The organism is Trichocoleus sp. Lan, from assembly GCF_039961855.1.
In the GTDB taxonomy this organism is placed as follows: Bacteria; Cyanobacteriota; Cyanobacteriia; order Cyanobacteriales; family FACHB-T130; genus FACHB-T130.
Genome location: NZ_JAMPKA010000008.1, coordinates 95,228 through 117,455, shown reverse-complemented (window position 1 = coordinate 117,455; position 22,228 = coordinate 95,228). Strand labels below are relative to the sequence as shown.

At 45.1% G+C, this 22,228-nt stretch carries 17 protein-coding genes; 12 read left to right on the top strand and 5 right to left on the bottom strand.

The features are described 5' to 3' along the window. Positions 1–135 precede the first annotated feature (135 nt). Positions 136–492, top strand: coding sequence for a hypothetical protein (locus NDA03_RS09405; RefSeq protein ID WP_190690240.1), 357 nt, complete (start codon positions 136–138; stop codon positions 490–492). A gap of 112 nt (positions 493–604) precedes the next feature. Here NDA03_RS09405 and NDA03_RS09400 read toward each other — a convergent pair whose 3' ends face one another. Next, complete coding sequence (locus NDA03_RS09400) at positions 605–1,651, bottom strand: phosphodiester glycosidase family protein (protein ID WP_348237891.1); 1,047 nt, start codon at positions 1,649–1,651, stop codon at positions 605–607. Between the two features lie 55 nt (positions 1,652–1,706). Then, a complete protein-coding gene (pdxA, locus tag NDA03_RS09395; RefSeq protein ID WP_347276186.1) occupies positions 1,707–2,879 on the bottom strand; it encodes a 4-hydroxythreonine-4-phosphate dehydrogenase PdxA in 1,173 nt (390 codons plus the stop codon). Positions 2,880–2,937: 58 nt separating this feature from the next. On the opposite strand from pdxA, the gene NDA03_RS09390 reads away from it, so the two are divergent. Next, positions 2,938–3,051: a PetM family cytochrome b6-f complex subunit 7 gene (locus NDA03_RS09390; protein ID WP_190415454.1), complete on the top strand. Its 114-nt coding sequence runs from the start codon at positions 2,938–2,940 to the stop codon at positions 3,049–3,051. On the opposite strand, the gene NDA03_RS09385 is transcribed toward NDA03_RS09390, so the two are convergent. Then, positions 3,013–3,171, bottom strand: a complete 159-nt coding sequence (locus NDA03_RS09385; RefSeq protein WP_190429786.1) for a hypothetical protein — start codon at positions 3,169–3,171, stop codon at positions 3,013–3,015. The two genes, NDA03_RS09390 and NDA03_RS09385, sit on opposite strands and share 39 nt — an antisense overlap. Before the next feature lie 172 nt (positions 3,172–3,343). On the opposite strand from NDA03_RS09385, the gene NDA03_RS09380 reads away from it, so the two are divergent. From NDA03_RS09380 to NDA03_RS09335, 10 genes are all read left to right on the top strand, one after another. After that, positions 3,344–4,321 (top strand): SDR family oxidoreductase, encoded by a 978-nt coding sequence (locus NDA03_RS09380; RefSeq protein WP_348237890.1) that lies wholly within the window; start codon positions 3,344–3,346, stop codon positions 4,319–4,321. Between the two features lie 119 nt (positions 4,322–4,440). Next, positions 4,441–5,358 (top strand): NAD(+) kinase, encoded by a 918-nt coding sequence (locus NDA03_RS09375; RefSeq protein WP_190415730.1) that lies wholly within the window; start codon positions 4,441–4,443, stop codon positions 5,356–5,358. Between the two features lie 193 nt (positions 5,359–5,551). Beyond that, positions 5,552–6,589 carry a class II fructose-bisphosphatase gene (gene glpX / locus NDA03_RS09370; RefSeq protein ID WP_190415450.1) on the top strand — a complete coding sequence of 346 codons (1,038 nt, stop codon included), beginning with the start codon at positions 5,552–5,554 and terminating at the stop codon, positions 6,587–6,589. A gap of 155 nt (positions 6,590–6,744) precedes the next feature. Next, the gene (locus tag NDA03_RS09365) at positions 6,745–8,031 is read left to right on the top strand and encodes a glutamyl-tRNA reductase (RefSeq protein ID WP_190525697.1); all 1,287 of its coding nucleotides are present in this window, start codon (positions 6,745–6,747) and stop codon (positions 8,029–8,031) included. Between the two features lie 75 nt (positions 8,032–8,106). After that, entirely contained in the window at positions 8,107–11,094 is a 2,988-nt protein-coding gene (locus NDA03_RS09360; protein WP_348237889.1) for a UPF0182 family protein, read from the top strand. A 610-nt stretch (positions 11,095–11,704) separates the two neighbouring features. Continuing rightward, a complete protein-coding gene (locus tag NDA03_RS09355) occupies positions 11,705–14,500 on the top strand; it encodes a SpoIIE family protein phosphatase (RefSeq protein ID WP_348237888.1) in 2,796 nt (931 codons plus the stop codon). Between the two features lie 289 nt (positions 14,501–14,789). Then, positions 14,790–16,730 carry a PAS domain S-box protein gene (locus NDA03_RS09350; RefSeq protein ID WP_348237887.1) on the top strand — a complete coding sequence of 647 codons (1,941 nt, stop codon included), beginning with the start codon at positions 14,790–14,792 and terminating at the stop codon, positions 16,728–16,730. A gap of 306 nt (positions 16,731–17,036) precedes the next feature. Then, positions 17,037–17,621 (top strand): DUF6272 family protein, encoded by a 585-nt coding sequence (locus tag NDA03_RS09345; protein ID WP_190415728.1) that lies wholly within the window; start codon positions 17,037–17,039, stop codon positions 17,619–17,621. Between the two features lie 40 nt (positions 17,622–17,661). After that, on the top strand, positions 17,662–18,006 hold the full coding sequence (locus tag NDA03_RS09340; protein ID WP_190532304.1) for a hypothetical protein: 345 nt from the start codon (positions 17,662–17,664) through the stop codon (positions 18,004–18,006). A 75-nt stretch (positions 18,007–18,081) separates the two neighbouring features. Continuing rightward, positions 18,082–19,701, top strand: a complete 1,620-nt coding sequence (locus tag NDA03_RS09335; protein ID WP_348237886.1) for an adenylate/guanylate cyclase domain-containing protein — start codon at positions 18,082–18,084, stop codon at positions 19,699–19,701. 293 nt (positions 19,702–19,994) lie between these two features. Here NDA03_RS09335 and NDA03_RS09330 read toward each other — a convergent pair whose 3' ends face one another. Together NDA03_RS09330 and NDA03_RS09325 are read right to left on the bottom strand one after the other, a co-directional pair. Continuing rightward, positions 19,995–20,744: an amino acid ABC transporter ATP-binding protein gene (locus NDA03_RS09330; protein WP_190430774.1), complete on the bottom strand. Its 750-nt coding sequence runs from the start codon at positions 20,742–20,744 to the stop codon at positions 19,995–19,997. Beyond that, positions 20,710–22,179: an ABC transporter substrate-binding protein/permease gene (locus NDA03_RS09325; RefSeq protein ID WP_348237885.1), complete on the bottom strand. Its 1,470-nt coding sequence runs from the start codon at positions 22,177–22,179 to the stop codon at positions 20,710–20,712. Before NDA03_RS09325 ends, NDA03_RS09330 begins: the two co-directional genes overlap by 35 nt. Positions 22,180–22,228 lie beyond the last annotated feature (49 nt).

Sequence of the window (22,228 nt, the reverse complement as noted above, 5' to 3'; positions counted from 1 at the left end):
AATAAGAGAGTAGCTCCAGTTTTAAAATTTGCTTCGGGCAAGACGTTGATGTTTTTAAAAGTAATAATAATAGATATAAATTAGAAAATCAACCAGACAAAATCAGAATGTTATTCGATAAAAAGTGAGGTTAAAATGGCTAATCGAACCATCAATTTAACAATGTTGTGGGTTGCCGATGAAATTGCTCAAATCTTAGACAATGAACAAGAGTATTTTGAATACGGAGCTTTTTTAAATTCTAGATTATATAAAGAATTAATGACCTATACCCTGAGTCGAGTTCCTAACGTATACGCTGCGATCGAGGATGGCCAAAAAATTTCAGAGAAATGTAATCGCCGTTACTGCTCTGGAGAAAGAAAGCTGCACATAGAAACAGTAATTCGCCAAGGAATTTTTGAGATTCTCCAAAGGAAGAGAGATTGGATTAAACATCAACTTCCTAGCTCGTCTGAGCAGAGTTTTTCCCCATCTACTTGGTTTACCTAATTTGCAAAGGTTTAAAATGAAGAAAGCAAAAAAATTGAAAATGCGATCGCACCCTACTTGAATCAACAGGGCATTCCTTGCGATCGCATTCTTATTCCTGCCTACTCTTTGCTCAAGGAGCGCTCACCACGCCAATAGTTTGTGGAATTGTTCTTGGAGATGTAATATAATTTACACCCTGAGCAAGCAACTGTGAAGAGCCGCCACCATCGAGCATAACTACTTGATCTGCACCAAACTTTTTTAGTGTCTGTGCTGCATGAAACTGAGTTGAATCACTCGAATTAAAAATTAAAACGGTTTCGGAGATTCCATTATAGTCTCTATCTAGGACTCCCATAAAAGTTCTACCTAAATTTTTGTTCATAAATTTATTCGCCTTTTCGCTTAAACCAACAATGATATTGGGAGCTGAAGAAGAGTAAAGAGAGTTTTTACCATTGAAAACGCTAATTTCTGCGCGATTCTTCCAAACCGCAAGCATCAGCTTTTGGCTAGCAAATTCACTTTCGCCTGCATAGCCGTCACTCATAATGATTCCATTGGCTTTAACTGGAAAAGCTAAGTTAGTGATGGTGGCGGATTTAGTGTCATTTCTGAAAAACTGACCATTCGTTATCGAAAAAGCTTTTTTATTAAAAGAATAGAAATTTTTCCAAGCTTGTGTCAGCGTTTGGCGTCTCAACTTAGGATCGTTTCCTCCATAAGCGCCTTGTTTCTTACCGGGATTGGTAATCTCGCCATAAAGGAATTTGACAGACGCGCCTTGGCTCAAATCAACAACTTGCACATAATCAGATTTTTGGTTATAAAGCGTAACTCCTGGCGCACTTCTAATAGCTTTAAAACCAAGAGGAAAGAATTTTTGATTGCGATCGCTTTTAACAATTTGTGAGGAGATACCGTTTTTAGCATCCAACCCTAGAGAATGTTCCCGGTGAATAGAATTCGCGGCTACATAAGCAACAGGTAAAACGGCAAAACCCCTCTGTGCGGTTTTTAAATACCTTAAGTCTGCGAAGGCGGAGTTCGTTGGTACTGTTGAGGCTGCTATTCGCTCGAACTTGGCTCGCTCGTTCTCAGATTTAGACGCAGGAAGTTTTGGAGCGCTCAAGTGGATGCTTTGAGCGATCGCGCTAAAAATCAAATATGCAAACATGAACAATCTCTTCTCGAATTAATCTGGCTGACGATACCTTATTCGCTAGCGAAAGCTACATAGCGTTCGCGGCTGTCCTCCGAGCCGCTAATTCAGCCCCAAGTTGAATCGCTGCCTTCATACTGGTAGCATCGGCAATTCCCTGACTAGCGATATCAAAAGCAGTCCCGTGATCGGGAGAGGTGCGGATGAAGGGAAGACCGATAGAAGTATTTACCGCTCGGTCAAATGCCATCAGTTTAACCGGGATTAAGCCTTGGTCATGATAGAGTGCCAAGTAAGCATCGTGAGCCGATGAGATGCCATTTGAACCGAACCAGGCTTGACCGGGCTTTACCCACATCGTATCTGGGGGAATTGGGCCATCCAGTTGCAGATCGGGTCGCCGTTGTTGCTCTAGCCAAGGGATTAACCAATCGATTTCTTCTCGTCCCAGTTGTCCTTGTTCGCCGCTGTGAGGATTTAGACCAGCGATCGCTATCTTTGCCTTTTCTATCCCAAAATCTGCTTTTAAGCATTCCACCAGCAAATCAAGCTTATTCGTCAGCAGTTGCGGTGTCAGCACCTCAGCGACTTGACGGAGGGGAATATGGGTAGTGGCAAGTAAAGTGCGGAGTGTCCAACCAGTATGAGGCGATCGCGCCACAAATAACATCCCAAAGCGCTGAACCCCGGAACGCTTGGCTAACAATTCTGTTTGACCCGGATAATCATATCCTGCGGCTTTCCAAGCAGATTTAGCAATCGGGCCAGTCACAATGCCTTGGAACTCACCCGAAAGCGTGTGCGCGATCGCTGTTTCCATATAAGCAAAGCTTGCCGCGCCACTCGCAGCATTCCCAGTCCCAATCTTGATTTGCCGCTCTATTTCCCCATCCAGCGGGACATCAAGAATTGATAACTGTGCCGGGTTTGCTAGCGGTGCTGACACCAACTCAGATGCCTCCCCACCCGCTTCTAAAGTCTGTGTAGGCAGGCTTTGTTCCTGTTGCTGGGAGCGGCACGGCACCGTGCCCTTACGTTGTCGGGTCAATCGATGATAAGTTTCTTGCAACAGTCCCCGACTGCCAACGACAGTAATCTCGCAATTTTCGGTAATCGGATCTGCCAACGCCTTCAGCACCACCTCTGGCCCAATCCCCGCCGGATCTCCCAGTGTTACCGCTAACCGAGGACGTTCTTGCCGTTGTGTGAGATTGGTAGGTGTTTGTGTAAAGAAAGTTTTCACAGCTTTCAGTTTAAAATACTCTAAACTTTTTAATTGATTCCGAAGGAGCCTACAACCGATGAGCGGTGAGATTTTTAATGCAGCTATATTGTCCTCTACCCTGATTTTAGTGGGTCTGGGTCTAGGCTTTTTGTTACTCAAAATCCAAGGCGGCGAAAACGAGTCCCTCTAAGGGCAACCCCTGAAAGCAAGGGCAAGCCACGCCGGGGCGTGTTCCATCAACGCGCCTAGCAGCTTGTCCGTTGCCATAAAAACGAATCGTTGATTTGTTCCTCGCCCGTTGCTTTGTCATCTGGCGAGAATTTACTATTGGGAATTTTCATAGGATTAGCGACTAGGATTAGCGACTAGTAATTGAAGTGCGCGATCGCTCTGATTACTAGTTTTGTAAACTTTCTTTGCGTTAATTCTGAGATTTCTGATAACATCTTATAGAAAGTTTAAGATTCCTTACTAATTACTAGATGACTTTATTAATTGTCGGTGCCACCGGCACCCTGGGCAGACAGGTGGCTCGTCGGGCAATAGAAGAGGGCTATCAAGTTCGCTGTCTGGTACGAAGTGCGAAGAAGGCGGCATTTTTAAAAGAATGGGGCGCTGAGTTAGTCGGCGGCGATCTCACCAATCCTGAAAGCCTGAAAGCAGCCTTTGAAGGTGTCACAGCCGTGATTGATGCGGCAACTTCACGACCGACAGACGCCACTAGTATCAAACAGGTAGACTGGGATGGCAAAGTAGCGCTGATTCAAGCCGCCAGCGCTGCCAAAGTTGATCGTTTTATCTTCTTTTCCATCTTGGATGTTGAAAAGTATCCCAATGTCCCGTTGATGGAAATCAAGCGGTGTACGGAGCTTTTCTTAGCAGAATCCGGGTTAAATTACACCATTTTGCGACCTTGCGGCTTTATGCAAGGGCTGATTGGTCAGTATGCAGTGCCGATCTTAGATGGACAAGCTGTATGGGTGACAGGGGACACCTCTCCGGTGGCTTACATGGACACTCAGGATATTGCTAAGTTTGCAATCAAAGCCCTGAAGGTTCCGGAAACTGAAAAGAAAACCTTCCCGATTGTCGGTTCTCGCGCTTGGGGTGCTTATGAAATCATCCGCCTGTGCGAACGTCTTTCTGGGCGAGAATCCAAGGTCACGCGAATGCCTTTGGGCTTACTGCGGACAGTGCGACGGATCGCTCGCTTTTTTGAATGGGGCTGGAACCTAGCAGATCGGTTGGCTTTTGCCGAAGTGGTAGCGACCGGCAAACCCCTGAATGCGTCGATGGATGAGGTTTATCAAGTCTTCGGGATAGACTCAGCCCAAATCACGACTTTGGAGGCATACCTGCAAGACTACTTCAGTCGCATCTTGAAAAAACTCAAGGAAATTGATTACGAAAAATCAAAAAATAAAAAGCAGAATAAAAAGAAGATGCCCTATACATCTTGAACTGATTACAGCCTCAAAGCAAAGTGAGTTGTTAGTTGTTGGTTTTTAATAGGTTACATACCTAAAAACCAATCCTCGATCGCTAACAATTAAGAATGAACTACTACCGGACTCGAAGCGTGCCCAAAGCAGGGATTATATACAATGACACCAAACCTGTAGCTTGTCGCGCTGCAACAGAGTTAAAAGACAAGCTGACAGCCGCTGGTTGGGAAGTTTGCATGACAACAGGTTCCGGTGGGATTTTGGGATATTCTCGCCCCGATCGTCCGGTATGTCATACCCCAATCGATTCCCTGGCTCCCCCCGGCTTTGATGAAGAGATGAAATTTGCCGTGGTGTTAGGGGGAGATGGCACGGTTCTGGCGGCATTTCGCCAAGTAGCACCTTGCGGGATTCCCTTGCTGGCGGTGAATACTGGGCACATGGGTTTTCTCACTGAAGCTTATGTGAACCAGATCCCGCAAGCGCTGGAAATGCTCATGGCTGGGGAGTATGAAGTCGAAGAGCGGGCGATGCTCGCGGTGCAACTATTTCGCGATAATGTCCGGCTGTGGGAAGCGCTGTGCCTGAATGAAATGGTGATTCATCGGGAACCGCTCACTAGTATGTGCCATTTCGAGGTGCTGATTGGGCGTCACGCGCTAATGGATATTGCCGCAGACGGGGTGATTATCTCGACCCCGACTGGCTCGACGGCTTACTCATTGAGTGCTGGGGGGCCGGTGGTGACGCCTGGGGTGCCGACATTACAGTTGGTACCGATTTGTCCTCATTCACTGGCGTCTAGGGCATTGGTGTTTGCAGATAGCGAACCTGTGACGATTTTCCCTGCAAATCCTAACCGACTGGTGATGGTGGTGGATGGGAATGCTGGGTGCTATGTATTGCCAGAAGATCGGGTGTATCTGGAGCGATCGCCTTTTTCAGCTCGATTCATCCGCTTGCAATCCCCTGAGTTTTTCCGAATTTTACGAGAAAAACTCGGTTGGGGTCTGCCTCACATTGCTAAACCGACATCGGTTGAATTGCCTTAAAAAAAGCCAGGAGTCATGAGTTATTCGTAATTTCCCAACGAATGACCCATGACCCATCAGCCGGATGAATTACAAAAGTTAACATAAACCAAGCCGTTAATCTCCAGCTTTGGGTATCCCCCCTCTGATAGACTTCTAACTGGAATCGCCAGATGAAACGACGCTAAATCAAGCAGTTGAGAGGATAATTTTTGTGGAAAACACGCTGGGATTAGAAATTATAGAGGTAGTTGAGCAAGCTGCGATCGCATCCTCCCGGTGGATGGGAAAAGGCGAAAAAAACATCGCTGACCAAGTCGCGGTGGAAGCCATGCGGGAGCGGATGAACAAAATTTATATGCGGGGTCGGATCGTCATCGGTGAAGGCGAACGGGATGATGCCCCCATGTTGTATATCGGAGAAGAAGTTGGTATCTGTACCCGCGAAGATGCCAAAACTTATTGCAACCCAGATGAATTAATTGAGATTGACATTGCCGTTGACCCCTGCGAAGGCACCAACCTCGTTGCCTACGGTCAAAATGGTTCAATGGCAGTTCTGGCAATTGCTGAAAAAGGCGGTTTGTTTGCCGCTCCTGACTTTTACATGAAAAAGCTGGCAGCGCCCCCAGTTGCACGCGGTCATGTTGATATTAACAAGTCCGCCACCCAAAACCTGAAGATTCTCGCAGAGTGCCTGGGTCGCTCGATTGAGGAACTGGTGGTCGTAGTGATGGATCGCCCTCGTCACAAAGAACTGATTCAAGAAATCCGGCAAGCGGGAGCCAGAGTGCGACTGATCAGCGATGGTGACGTTTCTGCTGCCATCTCCTGCGCCTTTGCCGGTACCAATATTCACGCTTTGATGGGAATTGGTGCTGCACCCGAAGGCGTCATCTCAGCAGCCGCTCTGCGCTGTCTGGGTGGACACTTCCAAGGTCAGCTGATCTACGATCCAGATGTGGTGAAAACTGGATTGATCGGAGAGAGCAGAGAGAGCAATATCGCACGGCTTAATAGCATGGGCATCACAGACCCAGACAAAGTTTACAGTGCTGAGGAACTCGCCTCTGGCAAGACAGTTCTGTTCGCAGCTTGTGGTATCACTCCTGGTACGCTCATGGAAGGCGTCCGGTTCTTCAAGGGTGGGGCACGGACTCAAAGCTTGGTCATTTCCAGCCAGTCGCAGACCGCCCGCTTTGTTGATACGATCCACATGTTTGAAGAGCCGAAGCAACTGCAATTGAGGTAGTCTGCGGATAATCGGAAATCGGGTTGCAGGTTGTAGGTTGCAGGTTGAAGGTCGTGCAGGTTAACTTTCAACCTTCAATCTTCACCCTTCAATCTTCAATCTTCTAATCTTTTAACCATCAACCCAATAAGCAATTAGTAATTAGCAATTAGCAAATGAATATTGCAGTCGTAGGTCTTAGCCATAAAACAGCGCCGGTTGAGATTCGGGAAAAATTAAGTATTCCAGAGCCAGCGTGTGAAGGTGCAACTCTTGCCCTCATGAGCTACCCCCACATTGCAGAAGTCGCGATTCTTAGCACCTGCAACCGCCTGGAAATTTACATCGTGGCTCATGAAACCGAACAGGGCGTTCGGGAAGTCACCCAATTTCTTTCCGAACACAGCAAATTTCCCCTCCATCAACTGCGGCAACACTTGTTTGTTTTGTTGCATGAAGATGCAGTCATGCACTTGATGCGAGTGTCAGCAGGTTTAGATAGTTTGGTGCTGGGGGAAGGGCAAATCCTGGCGCAAGTGAAACATACTCACAAACTGGGACAGCAATACAAGGGCATTGGTAGCATCCTGAATCGGTTGTTCAAGCAAGCACTGACTGCTGGGAAGCGAGTTCGGACGGAAACCAGTATCGGTACGGGTGCTGTCTCCATCAGTTCAGCAGCGGTAGAGTTAGCCCAGATCAAAGCCCAGAACTTGGCAGCTTGCCGAGTGATGATTCTAGGTGCGGGGAAAATGTCCCGGCTGTTAGTGCAACATTTACTGGCAAAAGGAGCGGTTCACATCTCGGTGTTGAACCGTTCTATGCAACGGGCACAGGAATTGGCGAATCAGTTCCCAGAGGCACAGTTGCAACTGTATCCACTGTCAGAAATGATGTCAGCGATCGCTTCCTCAGATTTAGTGTTTACCAGTACCTCTTCCACAGAACCCCTGTTGAATCGATCGAAACTGGAAATTCACCTGGAAGCGCACCGAGGTTTGATGATCTTTGATATTTCCGTGCCGCGTAATGTGGATGGGGATGTTAACGAGCTGGACAACGTGCAGGCATTTAATGTCGATGACTTAAAGGCAGTGGTGGCTCAGAATCACGAAAGCCGCCGCAAGATGGCAATGGAAGCCCAGGAATTGCTAGAAGAAGAGGTGGAAGCCTTTGATCTCTGGTGGCGATCGCTGGAAACCGTTCCTACCATCAGCTGCCTGCGCGATAAAATGGAAACGATTCGCACCCAAGAGTTAGAAAAAGCTTTGTCTCGCTTGGGTACGGAATTTGCCGAAAGACATCAAGAAGTTATCGAGGCACTAACGCGCGGAATTGTCAATAAAATTCTGCACGATCCGATGGTACAACTGCGATCGCAGCAGGATATCGAAGCCAGACGCAAAGCGATGCAGGCACTCCAAACTCTGTTTAACCTGGATATAGGCGAACAATTTAGCTAATCGTTCGGGGTTCATCGTTCAGGGTTCATGGCAAACTTCTATGAACAATGAACAACGAACAACGAACAATGAATAATGAATCGAATTTTTCCAGGACTTTTACTGCTACTAGGACTGTGGCTAGCCTTCGATCTAGTCGCTTACCTAGTAGCAGATGTTTTTTGGTTCCAGGAAGTCGGATATCTACCGGCGTTTCTTCTCAGGGTAAGCACTCAGGCGGGGTTGGGGGCGATCGCATTTATTGTCACCGCTGGCTTTTTACTGGGTAATCTATATCTTGCCCATCGTCTTAAGTATTCTAAAGAGATCCCCCCAACAGGGTTTAAAAAGGGGGAGGTTGATTCTCACTTTTTTCTAGCGAAGCAGCGCGTTGGTGCGGGAGTTAGGGGAGATAAAGTCTTAAGTGAAGAGTACCAAAGAGAATCTTTGTCTTCGATCCGTCCTCAGTCCTCAGCACTGAAATTGCGATCGCTTTTGCCTTTGCTAGGAGTACTTAGTTTAGCGATCGGGTTGATGCTGCTGCACTACAGTCAAATAGCCACGAGTTATTGGCATTCTAAGGTCGGGTTGCCAAGTGTATCTCCTCTGTTGCCAGTTTGGTTTCAGCCTGACTTGATCTGGCAGATGGGTAGAAAGATGCTCTCTAGCATCTGGCAGGTTGTCGTGGTGTTGGTATCGGCGGCTCTGGTGTTGATTTATCCGCAGTTTTTGTTAACAGCGATCGCGCTTGTCCTCAGTTTATTTTTTGGACTGGTGCTATCAAGCCACTGGGCGAGAATTTTACAGTATTTTCATCCCACCAGTTTTAACAGTGTTGACCCCTTATTTGGACGAGATATCAGCTTTTATGTATTTCAGTTGCCTGTTTGGGAGTTACTAGAATTTTGGCTTTTTGGACTATTTTTGTATGGTTTTGCAGCAGTCACTCTAATATATTTGCTATCTGGAGATAGTTTTAGTGAGGGAAGATTTTTAGGGTTTTCCAAATCCCAGATGCGCCATTTGTACGGACTCAGCGGTTGCCTATGTGCTGCTTTGGCTCTCGGTTATTGGTTATTGCGGTATCAATTGTTGTATTCCACCACCAGCGTTACTTATGGTGCCAGTTACACCGATGTCACCGTGCGATTGCCACTGTATACCGGATTGAGCGTATTTTTACTAGCGATCGCGTTGCTTTTGTTTTGGCAGACAATTCAATTAAAAATTAAAACTTTTAAATTAAAAATTGGTTTGTTGGGATTTTCAATTTTCAATTTTTTATTTTTAATTGGCTTACCTGTCGCAGTGCAACGCCTCATTGTTCAACCCAATGAGTTGGTGCGAGAAAGAACCTATATTGAACACAGTATTGCCTATACGAGGGAAGCATTTAATTTAGAGAATATTGACGTTCAAACCTTCGACCCTCAAGCAAATCTTACTGCCGTAGACCTCCAGCAAAATGAACTGACGATTCGCAATATTCGCCTTTGGGATACACGTCCCTTATTACAAACAAATCGCCAACTGCAACAGATTCGGCTTTACTACAAATTTCCTGACGCCGATATCGATCGATATACTTTGAAACTAGAAGCATCTGCACAAAGCGATGGGACAGAAAAACGACAGGTGATTCTGGCAGCAAGAGAATTAGATTACAATGCCGTTCCCCAAGAAGCTCAAACTTGGGTTAATAAACATTTAGTTTACACTCACGGTTATGGCTTTACCCTCAGCCCTGTGAATACAGTTGGCGCAGGTGGGTTGCCAGATTACTTTGTTAAAGATATTGGAACGAGTGCAGATTCTGGTGATAACAATGCCTTAAATGTATCCAGCGAACGCATTCGAGTCAGCATTCCGATTGGGATACCCCGGATTTACTACGGCGAACTCACGAATACTTATGTGATGACGCCAACGACAGTCGAAGAGTTAGATTATCCCAGTGGCAACGAGAATGTTTATAACACTTACGATGGTACTGGCGGCGTCTCCATCGGTTCGTGGTGGCGTCGTCTTTTATTTGCCGAGTATTTGAAAGACTGGCAGATGATGTTTACGCGGAATTTCACACCGCAAACCAAGCTGTTGTTTCGTCGCAATATTGCACAGCGAGTTCAGAAGATCGCGCCTTTCTTGCAGTTCGATAGCGACCCCTACTTAGTGGTTGCCAAGACCGATGTATCGAAGGAGCAAAATTACCTTTACTGGATTATTGACGCTTATACAACAAGCGATCGCTATCCTTACTCCGATCCTGGAGAAAACCAATTTAATTACATCCGCAACTCTGTCAAAGTCGTCATCGATGCCTATAACGGTTCGGTTAATTTTTACGTTGCCGACCCCCAAGACCCGATTATTAACTCCTGGACTGCTATCTTTCCCGACCTGGTAAAACCATTAAATGCAATGCCCACTTCCCTGCGGAGTCATCTCCGCTATCCAGTGGACTTTTTCAGCATTCAGTCGGAACGGTTGCGGACTTATCACATGACCGACCCCCAGGTGTTCTATAACCGGGAAGACCAGTGGCAGGTTCCGACTGAGATTTATGGCAGCGAACCGCGACCCGTAGAACCCTACTACCTAATCACAAGACTGCCAACTGCCCAGGAGGAAGAATTTATTCTACTGCTTCCTTTTACACCCACCCAACGTAACAATTTAATTGCCTGGTTAGCAGCGCGTTCCGATGGGGAGAATTACGGCAAGCTGTTGCTTTATCGGTTTCCCAAACAGGAGTTGGTCTATGGCCCAGAGCAAATCGAAGCTTTAATCAACCAAGATCCGGTTATTTCTCAACAGATTTCTCTATGGAATCGGCAGGGTTCCAGGGCAATACAAGGTAATTTGTTAGTAATTCCAATTGAGCGATCGCTTCTCTACGTCGAACCTCTTTATCTAGAAGCAGAACAAAATAGTCTACCAACATTAGTGAGAGTGATTGTCGCTTACGAAAACCGGATCGTTATGGCAGAAACTCTAGAAGAAGCACTTCAGGCAATCTTTCAACCCGAAGAATCCGCTACCCCAGCAATTATCCGTCCAGTCGAACCGTCGGGCGCTCCTTAAATCGCTTATTCCAAGAATTTAACACTTTGTAAAAATGTTTTCTGGAAAGCATCTCTACAAAGTGTAAATTCTCAAAAAAAACGTAGTTATCAAATCAAACGAATACTACTTTCTGTGGTGATGCTACATAGCAGAACCCTTACTAATACTCGATTAGGGTTGCGGCTGGAGATATAAAGCGAAAGGATATGAATCACCTAATCATCAAACTTTCTATTTGAATCAAATTCAAAGATTTGATTCAAATTTATAGTTTTTAGCTTGGGGTTCATCACGACTATCCCAATAACAATCAACTATGAAATCAACGATGAATAGATAGGCAAGTATCTCTAGAGAAGATAAATTAAGATAACCGATGAAATTACCGAAGCCGAAAACAGGTCTAGGATGCAATACTGGCGAGAACAGCGTTGTGTTGAAAACCTGCGAAGATTTGCAGAGCGCACAATTTACGATGACATCATGCCAGGACTCAAATAGGAATAGTTCGACATATAAATTAAAAAAAGTATCTTACTGCAATTAATCTCCTGGAAATCTCAATAGCTCGATCGCTCTCCTTGTCAAGCTTTAAAAATAAATTGAGACAAAAATACGAATAAACCTGATGACCTCAACACCATTGCCGACAATCATAGACTCTGCGCCTCCGAATCAGTACTCAGCCCCGCGCTTACCCCGCAGTCTTAGCTCTCTGGAAACGTGGGGCTTTGGTGTAACGGCTCATATCTCTTGGCCTGCCATAGCCCCCGTACTGCACATTGCTCTCGGTACGGGGGCTATTTTTGTCTGGTTGCCAGGAACGATCCTTGGCATCTTGCTAAACCTGCAAGTAAAACGCTTAGGCAGGCATTTTCCTGACGTAGCCGGAGGAACGCCCAACTATACCACCCGATTACTAAAGCACTATCCGGGGTTAGCCCGTTACGCGGCAGTTGGTTACTTCTTCAGCTGGGTTTCGACGCTGGCGATTAACGTGGTTGTCCTTACAGAACTCATTAAGGTAAACCTGGAGCCTTTAGGAATTACTTGTCCCGATACTCTTGTGAAAATTGGCTTGACGCTGATCGCGTTTATTTTGGCGTTTAGCGGCACCCGCGCTTTAAGTATCCTGCACTTATTTTTTGTTATCCCGGCAATCGGACTTTTACTCGCTTTTTGTCTATTTGGCATCGGCTGGTTAGCCATTTCCCCAGCAAGTCCTGGCTTTTTCCCATCCAGTTGGTCGCCTCCCTCTTTTGTAGATTGGGCGAAGTGGTTATTCTTCGTCACCTACACGACCTACGCTTGTGAATCTGCGTCTGCATTTGTTGCTGATAGCCGACGCCCTGATGAAACGTTGCGGTTTCTAAGTATCTCCTGTTGGATCATGCCGCCCATCTTTCTGGGGGGTTCCTGGGTACTGATGCGCTTAGCAACCGACCCAGGTTTGGGTAGTGACACTTTCTTAAATTTGTTAGCAGTTTCTACGCCGTTCTGGGGGCAGTCGGCAGCGATCATCGTTACCTTCTTTCTCGCTGCTGGGTCGCTTCTGAGTTGCGCGACGGTGCTTTCCAACTGTCCCCGGATGCTGTACCAACTTGCTACAGACGGACATTTATCTCCCGTGTTCGCTGTGGTGTCCCGACGGGGTGTATTCGGTCCCGCTTTGGTGCTGACGTTGTTGTTCACTTTCATTTGTCTAGCTTGGGGGGATGTCGCCCGGATTGCGGTGGTGAGTAACACCGGCTGGTTTGTGTCTATCATGTCGGTACATTTAGCACTGTGGCTGCGCCGAAAGAGACCGGAGGTATTTCTGCCTTGGTGGTCGGGGGTCTTCTTTTTGCTGGAAGTCGTTGTCTTAGTGGTTGGGGGTTTAGCTTGGGGTTGGAAAGACTTCTTGATTGGGTTGCTATTTCCTCTAGGGATTTTGGCAGCAGATCGGGTGATACGCCGCATCCGGTGGGCACCCTTTCATGCTGCTTGGTGGATTCAGCATTACCGAGGGCGATCGCAAACTAAAATATCCGATTTTGTAGGGTTTCAGGTAGTCATCCTGATCTTACTGATCTGTAGCGCTGCCACGATTAGCTGGATGTTTAGAGCCAGAATCGGGACAGTAGACCTGGGTCAGAATGGCAACAATCTCTATGTGGTGATGCTGCTGATCGCTGCCTTTGTTGGGGTAGCGATCGCTTGCTGGACAAGTTTGCCCCAAGTCATGGCAATCGTCGAAGCCAGAGAACAGTCTGAGCATTTGTTCAATATTGCCATTGACGGGATTCTCGTCGTCGATGAAAAGGGCGTTATTCGGCAAGCCAACCCAGCCGCCGAGCAACTATTAAAAGCGATCGCTCCCAATCTCCTAGGATGTCGTCTCAACCAGATATTTCCCGCCTTGGCAGGTCAGCCAGATAATTGGTCGAGTCGGAGCGAACATACCCTAAAAACGCCCGAACATCCCACCATCGTTGAGGCAGCCGTCTCTAACCGTTTCAATCAGGACTTTCAAGAATATGTGGTACTGGTGCGCGATATTACCGAGCGCCAGCAAGCTGAGGAGGCGGTGCGGAATTACAGCCACACTTTGGAACAAAAAGTTGACGAACGCACCAGCGAACTCGCTCACGCCAACGCCGAGATTCTTGCCCTCAACGAGCGTCTTCAAGCCGACAATATGCGCATGAGCGCTGAGTTAGCCGTAACGCGCCGACTGCAACAGATGCTATTGCCTAAACAGCAAGAACTTGAATCGCTTCCTGGACTGGAGATTGCCAGCTTTATGGAACCTGCCGAAGAGGTAGGCGGCGACTACTACGATGTACTCAATTATGAGGATAAAGTCAAAATCGGGATCGGCGATGTCACCGGACACGGGCTTGAAAGCGGCGTCTTAACGATCATGGTGCAGACAGCAGTCCGGACGCTACTGGAAAACAACGAAACCGACCCCAAAAAATTTTTGGACGTACTCAACCGCACTATTTATCACAATGTGCAGCGGATGAGTTCCGATAAAAATCTCAGCTTTTCCTTACTGGACTACCAAGCGGGAACGCTGCGCCTGACGGGGCAACACGAAGAAATGATTGTTGTGCGTTCCGGCGGTCAGGTGGAACGGATAGACACGGTTGATTTAGGCTTCCCGATTGGGCTAGAAGCAGACATTACCAATTTCGTTGCCCAGATTCAGTTGCAATTGCACTCAGGGGACGTCGTGGTGCTGTACACCGATGGCATTACTGAAGCCGAAAATAGATTCAAGGTGCAATACGGGTTAGATCGGCTGTGCGACATAGTCAGCCGCAGCTGCCAACAGACCGTTGAGGAAATTAAACAAGCTGTGATTGAGGATCTGCGACGGCATATCGGTGAGCAGAAAATTTACGATGACATCACTTTGCTGATTCTTAAACAGAAATAAGCCGAGTTTGACTTCTTATCTGTTGTAGATGCAAAACAGCTTGCATTGCCTTCACACCAAAGGCTGTAGTCTGCGCTGTTTGTATAGAACTTGCACTTTATCTTTCGTGAGTTTGCTGCCGCTCTCAAACTCAAATTGCTGGAGCGAGAAGTTTTAACCAGTTTGTAAGTAAATGTTCTGTAAAGTTTGTTACAAAAGCCCCTAAGAAAGGGAATATTTAAATAGTGATACAAAACTCTAAAAATATCCCTTGCTAGGGTAATCCATTTTTTGGCAAAGATAAAAATTTATGGCAATTGAGGAAGAAAAATCATTAACAGAACAGCTCTTTTTGAAGATAGAAAGCTTGTCCCAAGAATTGGAAGACTTGAAAAGAGAAAAAGTTGACTTGGAAATCTTGCTGGAGAATACTACCGAACACTCGGATACGGTTGCAGCGCAGTTGTATGACAAGGCAGTGGAGGCGGGAAAACAAAGCGATCGCAGGCTGGCGCAATTTCTAGAAGCCCTGCCAGTGGGCGTCTTCGTGGTTGATGCTAGCGGTAAATCTTACTACGCCAATCAGACGGCACAGCAAATCCTAGGCAAAGGCATTATGTCAGAAGCCACTGTCGAGGAATTGCCAGAGACTTATCAACTTTATCTCGCAGGCACAGAGCAATTGTACCCCAGCGATCGCCTGCCGATTATACGAGCGTTGAGAGGCGAAAAAGTAACCGTTGACGATACGGAGATTTATCAAACAGACAAAATAATTCCCATAGAGGTGTGGGCGTCCCCCATTTTTGATGACCGGGGCGATATTGCTTATGCGATTGCTGCCTTTCAAGACACCACCGAGCGCAAGCGATCCGCAGAAGCGCTGCAACAAGCGGAAACGAGGTATCGCAGTATCTTTGAAAATGCCATTGAGGGAATTTTCCAGATTACATTAGACGGACACTACATTTGTGTCAATCCGGCCCTAGCAAAAATTTACGGCTATGAGTCTCCTGAGGAGATGATGAATAGCATCCCAGAAATCAAAGAGCAAGTTTATGTTGACCCGAAATGCCGCAAGAACCTTTTAGATTTATTAACTAAACAGGGTGAAGTTAAAGGATTCGAGTATCAAATTTATCAACAAGATGGCAGCATCATCTGGGTTTCCGAGAATACCCGCGCGATTTGTGATGCCAACGGCACCTTACTCTACTACGAGGGAACCATCATTGATATCACTGAGCGCAAGCAGATTGAGCAATCTCTAAGGGCAAGCGAAGCGCGAGAACGAGAAAAAGCTCAACAGTTAGCGCGATCGCTGCGCGATTTGCAGCAAGCTCAAGTTCAATTAATACAAAGTGAAAAAATGTCTTCTCTTGGTCAATTAGTCGCAGGAATTGCCCACGAAATCAACAATCCAGTCAACTTTCTATCTGGCAATCTCTCCTATGTCCATGACTACACCTGCGATTTGCTCAGGTTGTTAAAACTTTACCAACAGCATTATTCAAATCTAGTACCAGAAATCCAATCAGAGGCACAAGCGATTGATATTGACTTCCTAGCAGAAGACCTACCTAAAATACTTTCTTCTATGAAGATAGGAATAGACCGCATCCATCAAATTAGCGTGTCTCTGCGTACCTTCTCTCGTGCAGATACATCCAGAAAGACACTTTTTAATATTCATGATGGCATTGATAGCACTCTACTAATTTTGAAGCATCGCTTAAATTCAAACGGAAATCGTCCAGGAATTACATTAATTAAACAATATGAAAATCTCCCGCTTATAGAGTGCTATGCTGGACAGCTCAATCAAGTATTTATGAATATCATTGCCAATGCCATTGATGCGCTAGAAGAAGCAATAGCTTCTGGAATTTTCAGTAAAAATCAAAAACTTGTGCCTACTATTCGGATTAGCACGGAAATAAGGCAGAATAATCTAAGGGTAAAAACTGAAAATAAATTAGTTGATTCTTCATTTTTTGGGCTAAATTTCTCTCATATTTTGATTCGGATTGCAGATAATGGAGTTGGTATTTCAGAAGAGTCAAAACAACAGTTGTTTAAACCTTTGTTTACAACCAAGCAAGTCGGCAAAGGCACTGGATTGGGTCTCTCAATCAGTCATCAAATTGTAGTAGAAAAACATGGGGGACAGCTTGGATGTATCTCTGAACTAGGACAAGGAACAGAATTCTACATTGAGATTCCGATTAGCTGTACAGAGGCAAATCAATGAGCCAATGTACAAGCAAATCATCTTCGCGATGTTCAAGCAAAAATGTGTAATTGGTAATGAATGTTTAGTTAAAAGGAATTATTTATAGTAATTCTCGTTTGGATGCAGTACAGTTTAATCCCACCTCTGCCGCTGCCCGAAAACCAGGGAGCAGTTCCATATTCCCCTTCTTTGCTTTTCAAAGAGGCGGTTAAGAAGCAAGTAGCAGAATGTATTGTAAGCGAGAGGAGTAACCACTATATTTCAAGACTTAGAACTCAAAATATGACCAATTACCAATTACCAATTACCAATTACCAAATTGATATGATTCAAATATTCGGAGACTTCAGGGACGAGCTTCCAAGCAGTCAGGAAGGCTTAACAATTGTATTTTCGCCTACCTCCATCCCCCTAAAGCAACGCTGGCGCAATAATGGTTTATCGGCTGATTTTATGGCTGACTATTTTGCAACTTTCTTTCCTGGTAATAAAAATACGACCGAAACCGACCCAAAAGCAGAGATCAAAAGTGCTGTTAGTTTTATCGCCAATGAGTTGCTAGAGAATGCGATGAAATTTAACGATGATATATCAGTGCAACCTATTAGTATTCGGCTGCAAATGCATAACGATCGCCTGGTATTCCTCGGTACGAACAATATCAATCCAAGCGCGATCGCTAAGTTTCAGGCATTTATCACAGAGTTAACCACCTGCGACCCGAGCGAGTTGTATCTTCGCCAGCTAGAAAAAAATGCAGAAGACGAGAGCGAGAGCGAATCTGGGCTAGGCTTTTTGACAATGATGAACGATTATCAGGCTAAGCTAGGTTGGAAGTTTGAGACTATCCAAAAAGAGTCGGAGCCGGAAGCGATCGCCGTGACCACAATGGTGCAGTTGGCAGTATAGCTTACCGAGTTGTTCAGAATATGCAAGGAGTTGATGCGTAATGGAAATTAAGACCGAAGATTACAGCATTTGGTACGACTCGGTTACTGAAACAGCGATCTTTCAGGGTTCGCTTCGACTTAGCGGAATGGAAGAATATGCACCAATCGTAAAGTTACTTAACGATCTAGTTGACTCAGAGCCACCAAAAATTACCTTGAACTTGCGGGAACTAGAATTTTTGAATAGTTCGGGAATCAATGTTCTGTCGAAATTTGTCATCAACGTGCGTCAAAAAGCAAGTATGCAGATGATTGTACAAGGCTCTAAGAATATCCCCTGGCAAAGTAAGTCGTTGAAAAATTTGCAGCGACTAATGCCTTCTTTGCAGCTGGAATTGGCATAAAAACTCCTACAAGGCTAAGATACTGGCACTTAAAACTAGATAAGTTCATTTTCGTCAAGTGCAAATCCTAAGGCGATGCAAGAAGAACAACCCTCAAGGGAACAGCTGTTTTTAGAAATCGCAAATCTGCGCCGGGAATTGGAAGACTTAAAAAACAAAAAAGCTGATTTGGAAATCTTGTTGGAGACGACGACAGAACACTCCGATATGGTTGAAGCCCAGCTGCATCAGTCCAATCAAAAGCTACAAGCCGAAATTGCCGAACGCCAGCGTACCGAAGAAGCACTACAAGCGAGTCAAGCAGCACTCCAGTCTCTTTTGACAATCGTTACTAGAGATAAGATCGATTTGGAAATTTTGCTGGAGACGACTACGGAACATTCCGATAGGGTGGAAGCTGAGTTGCATCAAAAAGCAGAGGAGGTAGTACGTGCCAGCGAGAGAAGGTTGGCTCAATTTCTAGAAGCCGTGCCAGTGGGTGTTTTCGTGATTGATGCGAGCGGCAAACCCTACTACGCCAATCATACGGCACAGCGGTTACTCGGCAAGGGCATCGCCCTGGAAGACACTACCGCTCAACTGCCAGAACTTTATCAAGCTTATGTGGCAGGGACAGATCGGTTGTACCCGAATGCCCAACAGCCCCTAGCGCTGGCGTTGAGTGGCTCCTGCTCGACTGTTGATGATATGGAGGTTCGCCAAGCAGACAAGATTATCCCGATAGAGGTGTGGGCAACGCCAATTTTTGATGAGAAGGGCGAAATTGTCTACGCGATCGCTGCCTTTCAAGATATCACGCGACGCAAGAAGGCAGAAGCAGAGCGAATTCAGTTAATCGATCAACTTTATCAACTAAACACTGCTTACGAGCGGTTTGTACCCCGTGAATTTCTTCAGTTTTTGAAGAAACAAAGCATTATTGATGTCACATTAGGCGACCAAGTGCAGCAGGAAATGTCGGTATTATTTGCCGACATTCGAGACTTTACTGCACTATCAGAAAAAATGACGCCGTCAGACAATTTTCAATTTATTAATGCCTTTTTGAGCCGCATGGAGCCTGCTATTACTGAGAATAACGGCTTCATTGATAAATATATCGGTGATGGGATTATGGCGCTGTTTAGTGGTAGTGCAGATGATGCTATTAAAGCAGCCATTACAATGCTACATAATCTTGCCGAGTATAATCAGCATCGCGCCCAAACTGGTTATCATCCAATTCAAATCGGAATTGGCATCAATACGGGTTCTTTGATGCTGGGTACGGTGGGAGGAAATAACCGGATGCAGGGCACTGTCATTAGCGATGCTGTCAACTTAGCCTCCCGTATTGAAGGATTGACGAAAGAGTATGGAGTGTCATTATTAATCAGTCATCAGACTTTTTTACAATTACAAAATTCATCTGATTACTTCATCCGCATTATCGATCGGGTGAAAATAAAAGGTAAATCCGAAGAAGTAACAGTTTATGAAGTATTCGATGGGGATTTAGCGGAATTAAAAGATGGTAAATTAAGCGCAAAAACAATATTTGAAAAAGCTTTGTTATTTTACAAAAATCAAAAATTTCATGAAGCTGCACAACTATTTCAAGATTGCTTATGGTATAACCCGATGGATAAAGTTGCTAAGATATATTTAGAGCGCTGTCAATTTGTATCTACTAATTTCAGGATAAATGAAGAGTAATCGAAGCAGAAGTATTTAGTTAAAAATATATTTTCAAGACTAGTATTTGTAATTTAAGTTACTTATCCATATAAAAATACAGAAGTTTTTCAATCAACTTTGGGTAAATAAGGGGGTAAGAGACGAAGAGACAGTATAAACAACAGCAAAACTACGGCAGAAACTACAACAATTGCTTAAAAACTAACTGGTTTATTACTCAAATGAGCGAATGAGGCTGCCTAAATTTCTGAGGAGCGTGGTAGATTAGCCGAAGTGTCTACAGAAAGAATGCAGCCTCTAACGATTATCTCTTACAAGATTTTATCCAAAAATTGCTTAGCGCGATCGCAGTCTGGATTTGTAAAGAACTTACTAGGCGGTGAATCTTCAGCCAGTTTTCCACCATCAAGAAACAAAATGCGGTCGGCAACTTCTCGCGCGAACCCCATTTCATGGGTGACAATTGCCATTGTGATACCAGTTTTGGTGAGGTCTTTCATCACCTCTAGCACCTCTTTCACCATTTCCGGGTCGAGTGCCGAGGTCGGTTCGTCAAACAACATGATATCTGGCTTCATTGCCAAGGAACGCGCGATCGCGACCCGCTGTTTCTGTCCCCCTGACAACTTAGAAGGATAAACATCAGCCTTTTCTGATAAACCTACTTTATTCAGCAGTTCCATTCCTTCTCGCCGCGCCTCTTCCGAAGAAATGCCCTTTACCTTTTTAGGCGCATACGTCACATTAGAAAGGACGGTTTTGTGAGGAAATAAATGGAAATGTTGAAACACCATCCCGACATTTTGCCGAACCTTCATAATGTCGGTTTTTCGTGAGGTGATGTCTGCGCCTTGTATATAAATCTTACCCGAAGTTGGCACTTCCAGTAAATTCATGCACCTCAAGAAAGTGGACTTACCAGAACCCGAAGGGCCAATCACCGCAACAACTTCCCCGTGTCCAATCTCAGTCGAAATTCCTTGCAAAACCTTCAGATTTCCAAAAGATTTATGCAAATCTTCAACCTTAACTGCTGCGTTGTAATCTTCGTTCGAGTACATAACCCCCCCATGTTAAACTCATGACCATTAAATAGTAAATCGCGCCTGCAAATAGCAAAGGTTCAAAGTAGATATATTGTTCTGCACCCACAATTTGGGCGCGGCGTAACAAGTCAGTTACCCCAATTGTAGAGACTAATGCTGAGTCTTTCAGTAGTGCAATACTCTCATTTACTAATGCTGGCAAAATATTTTTTATCGCCTGTGGCAAGATAATATCCAGCATCATCGGTCTGTAGGGAACTCCTAAAGACAAAGCAGCTTCCTGTTGCCCTTTATCAACGGCAAGAATACCGCCGCGAATTGTTTCAGAAATGTAAGCGCCTGAGTTGAGAGTAAAGGTAATGACACCGGCTAATAATGCCGGAATATTGTAGCCAATCAACTGAGGCGTTGCGTAATAAACTAAAGCGATTTGCAATAGTAGCGGCGTTCCTCGAAAGATAGAGGTGTAGGCTGTTGCAAACCAAACCAGTGGTTTAAAGGTAGAAATCTTAAATAAAGAGAGGATTGTCCCCCAAATAAAGCCCAAAATTGCTGAGATAGCAGTGAATTGGAGAGTTACTAATATTCCTTTTAGAATAAAAGGAATCCGAGGCGTTATCTTAGCAAAAGCCAAGCTGGAACTGCTGGCGGGAGTTTCAGTTTTTCCATTATTTTCAAACCACTTTGTCACCAACCTTTCTATTTCACCGTTCTGTTTCATTTCTGCCAGAACGCGGTTGAAGTCATTGACTAGAGGCGAACCTTGGGCGAAAGCGATCGCACTCCCTGCTTCCCCAGTATTCGGAACCGTATTAAATTCCAAATCTGGGTTATTGGCAATAAAACCTTTAGCGATGGTATCTTCAATAATTGCAGCTTCGATACGATTTGATTTAACTTCTTGGATAATTTCACCAGTCTTATTAAGGGCTACCAGATTCGCGCCCTTTATTTCTTTAGCAGCTTTTTCTTGAGTAGAACCCAATTGAACGCCGACTTTTTTTCCAGCTAAACTTTCAGGTGTCGTTAGGTTACTACCTTTTCTAGCAACAATTGTATTTTTAGCTTCATAGTAAATATCGGAAAAATCAACATTTTTTCTCCGTTCTGCTGTCGGTGTCATCCCAGCCATCGCAAAGTCAGCCCGACCGGATTGCACAGCCGGAATTATGCCGCTAAAATCTGTATCTTTAATCTCAAGTTGAAACCCTAGCTCTTTAGCAATATAGTTGGCAATGTCTACGTCGAAACCTACAATATCAGCGCTACCGCTAGCCGTATCTCGAAATTCATAAGGTGGATAGTCCGCTGACGTGACCATCACAAATTTTTTACCTTGATATTGTGGCGATTGTGCAAAGACGCGATCGCTTCTCCAACCCCCAAAAAGTAAACTTATCGATAATGTGATAGAAAATAGGATGGCAAAAAGCCATTTCCTTTTTGGCATGGCTAGTAAGTCCTTAATGTCTTGATGTATAAATATTTAACACTCAAAC

Bases quoted from the DNA above. Each gene is read 5' to 3' on its own strand.
- NDA03_RS09330 (WP_190430774.1), bottom strand. From the start codon at position 20,744: ATGTACTCGAACGAAGATTACAACGCAGCAGTTAAGGTTGAAGATTTG.
- NDA03_RS09325 (WP_348237885.1), bottom strand. From the start codon at position 22,179: ATGCCAAAAAGGAAATGGCTTTTTGCCATCCTATTTTCTATCACATTA.
- NDA03_RS09400 (WP_348237891.1), bottom strand. From the start codon at position 1,651: ATGTTTGCATATTTGATTTTTAGCGCGATCGCTCAAAGCATCCACTTG.
- NDA03_RS09345 (WP_190415728.1), top strand. From the start codon at position 17,037: ATGATTCAAATATTCGGAGACTTCAGGGACGAGCTTCCAAGCAGTCAG.
- NDA03_RS09405 (WP_190690240.1), top strand. From the start codon at position 136: ATGGCTAATCGAACCATCAATTTAACAATGTTGTGGGTTGCCGATGAA.
- NDA03_RS09340 (WP_190532304.1), top strand. From the start codon at position 17,662: ATGGAAATTAAGACCGAAGATTACAGCATTTGGTACGACTCGGTTACT.
- NDA03_RS09335 (WP_348237886.1), top strand. From the start codon at position 18,082: ATGCAAGAAGAACAACCCTCAAGGGAACAGCTGTTTTTAGAAATCGCA.
- NDA03_RS09355 (WP_348237888.1), top strand. From the start codon at position 11,705: ATGACCTCAACACCATTGCCGACAATCATAGACTCTGCGCCTCCGAAT.
- NDA03_RS09385 (WP_190429786.1), bottom strand. From the start codon at position 3,171: ATGACAAAGCAACGGGCGAGGAACAAATCAACGATTCGTTTTTATGGC.
- NDA03_RS09390 (WP_190415454.1), top strand. From the start codon at position 2,938: ATGAGCGGTGAGATTTTTAATGCAGCTATATTGTCCTCTACCCTGATT.
- NDA03_RS09380 (WP_348237890.1), top strand. From the start codon at position 3,344: ATGACTTTATTAATTGTCGGTGCCACCGGCACCCTGGGCAGACAGGTG.
- NDA03_RS09365 (WP_190525697.1), top strand. From the start codon at position 6,745: ATGAATATTGCAGTCGTAGGTCTTAGCCATAAAACAGCGCCGGTTGAG.
- NDA03_RS09360 (WP_348237889.1), top strand. From the start codon at position 8,107: ATGAATCGAATTTTTCCAGGACTTTTACTGCTACTAGGACTGTGGCTA.
- NDA03_RS09350 (WP_348237887.1), top strand. From the start codon at position 14,790: ATGGCAATTGAGGAAGAAAAATCATTAACAGAACAGCTCTTTTTGAAG.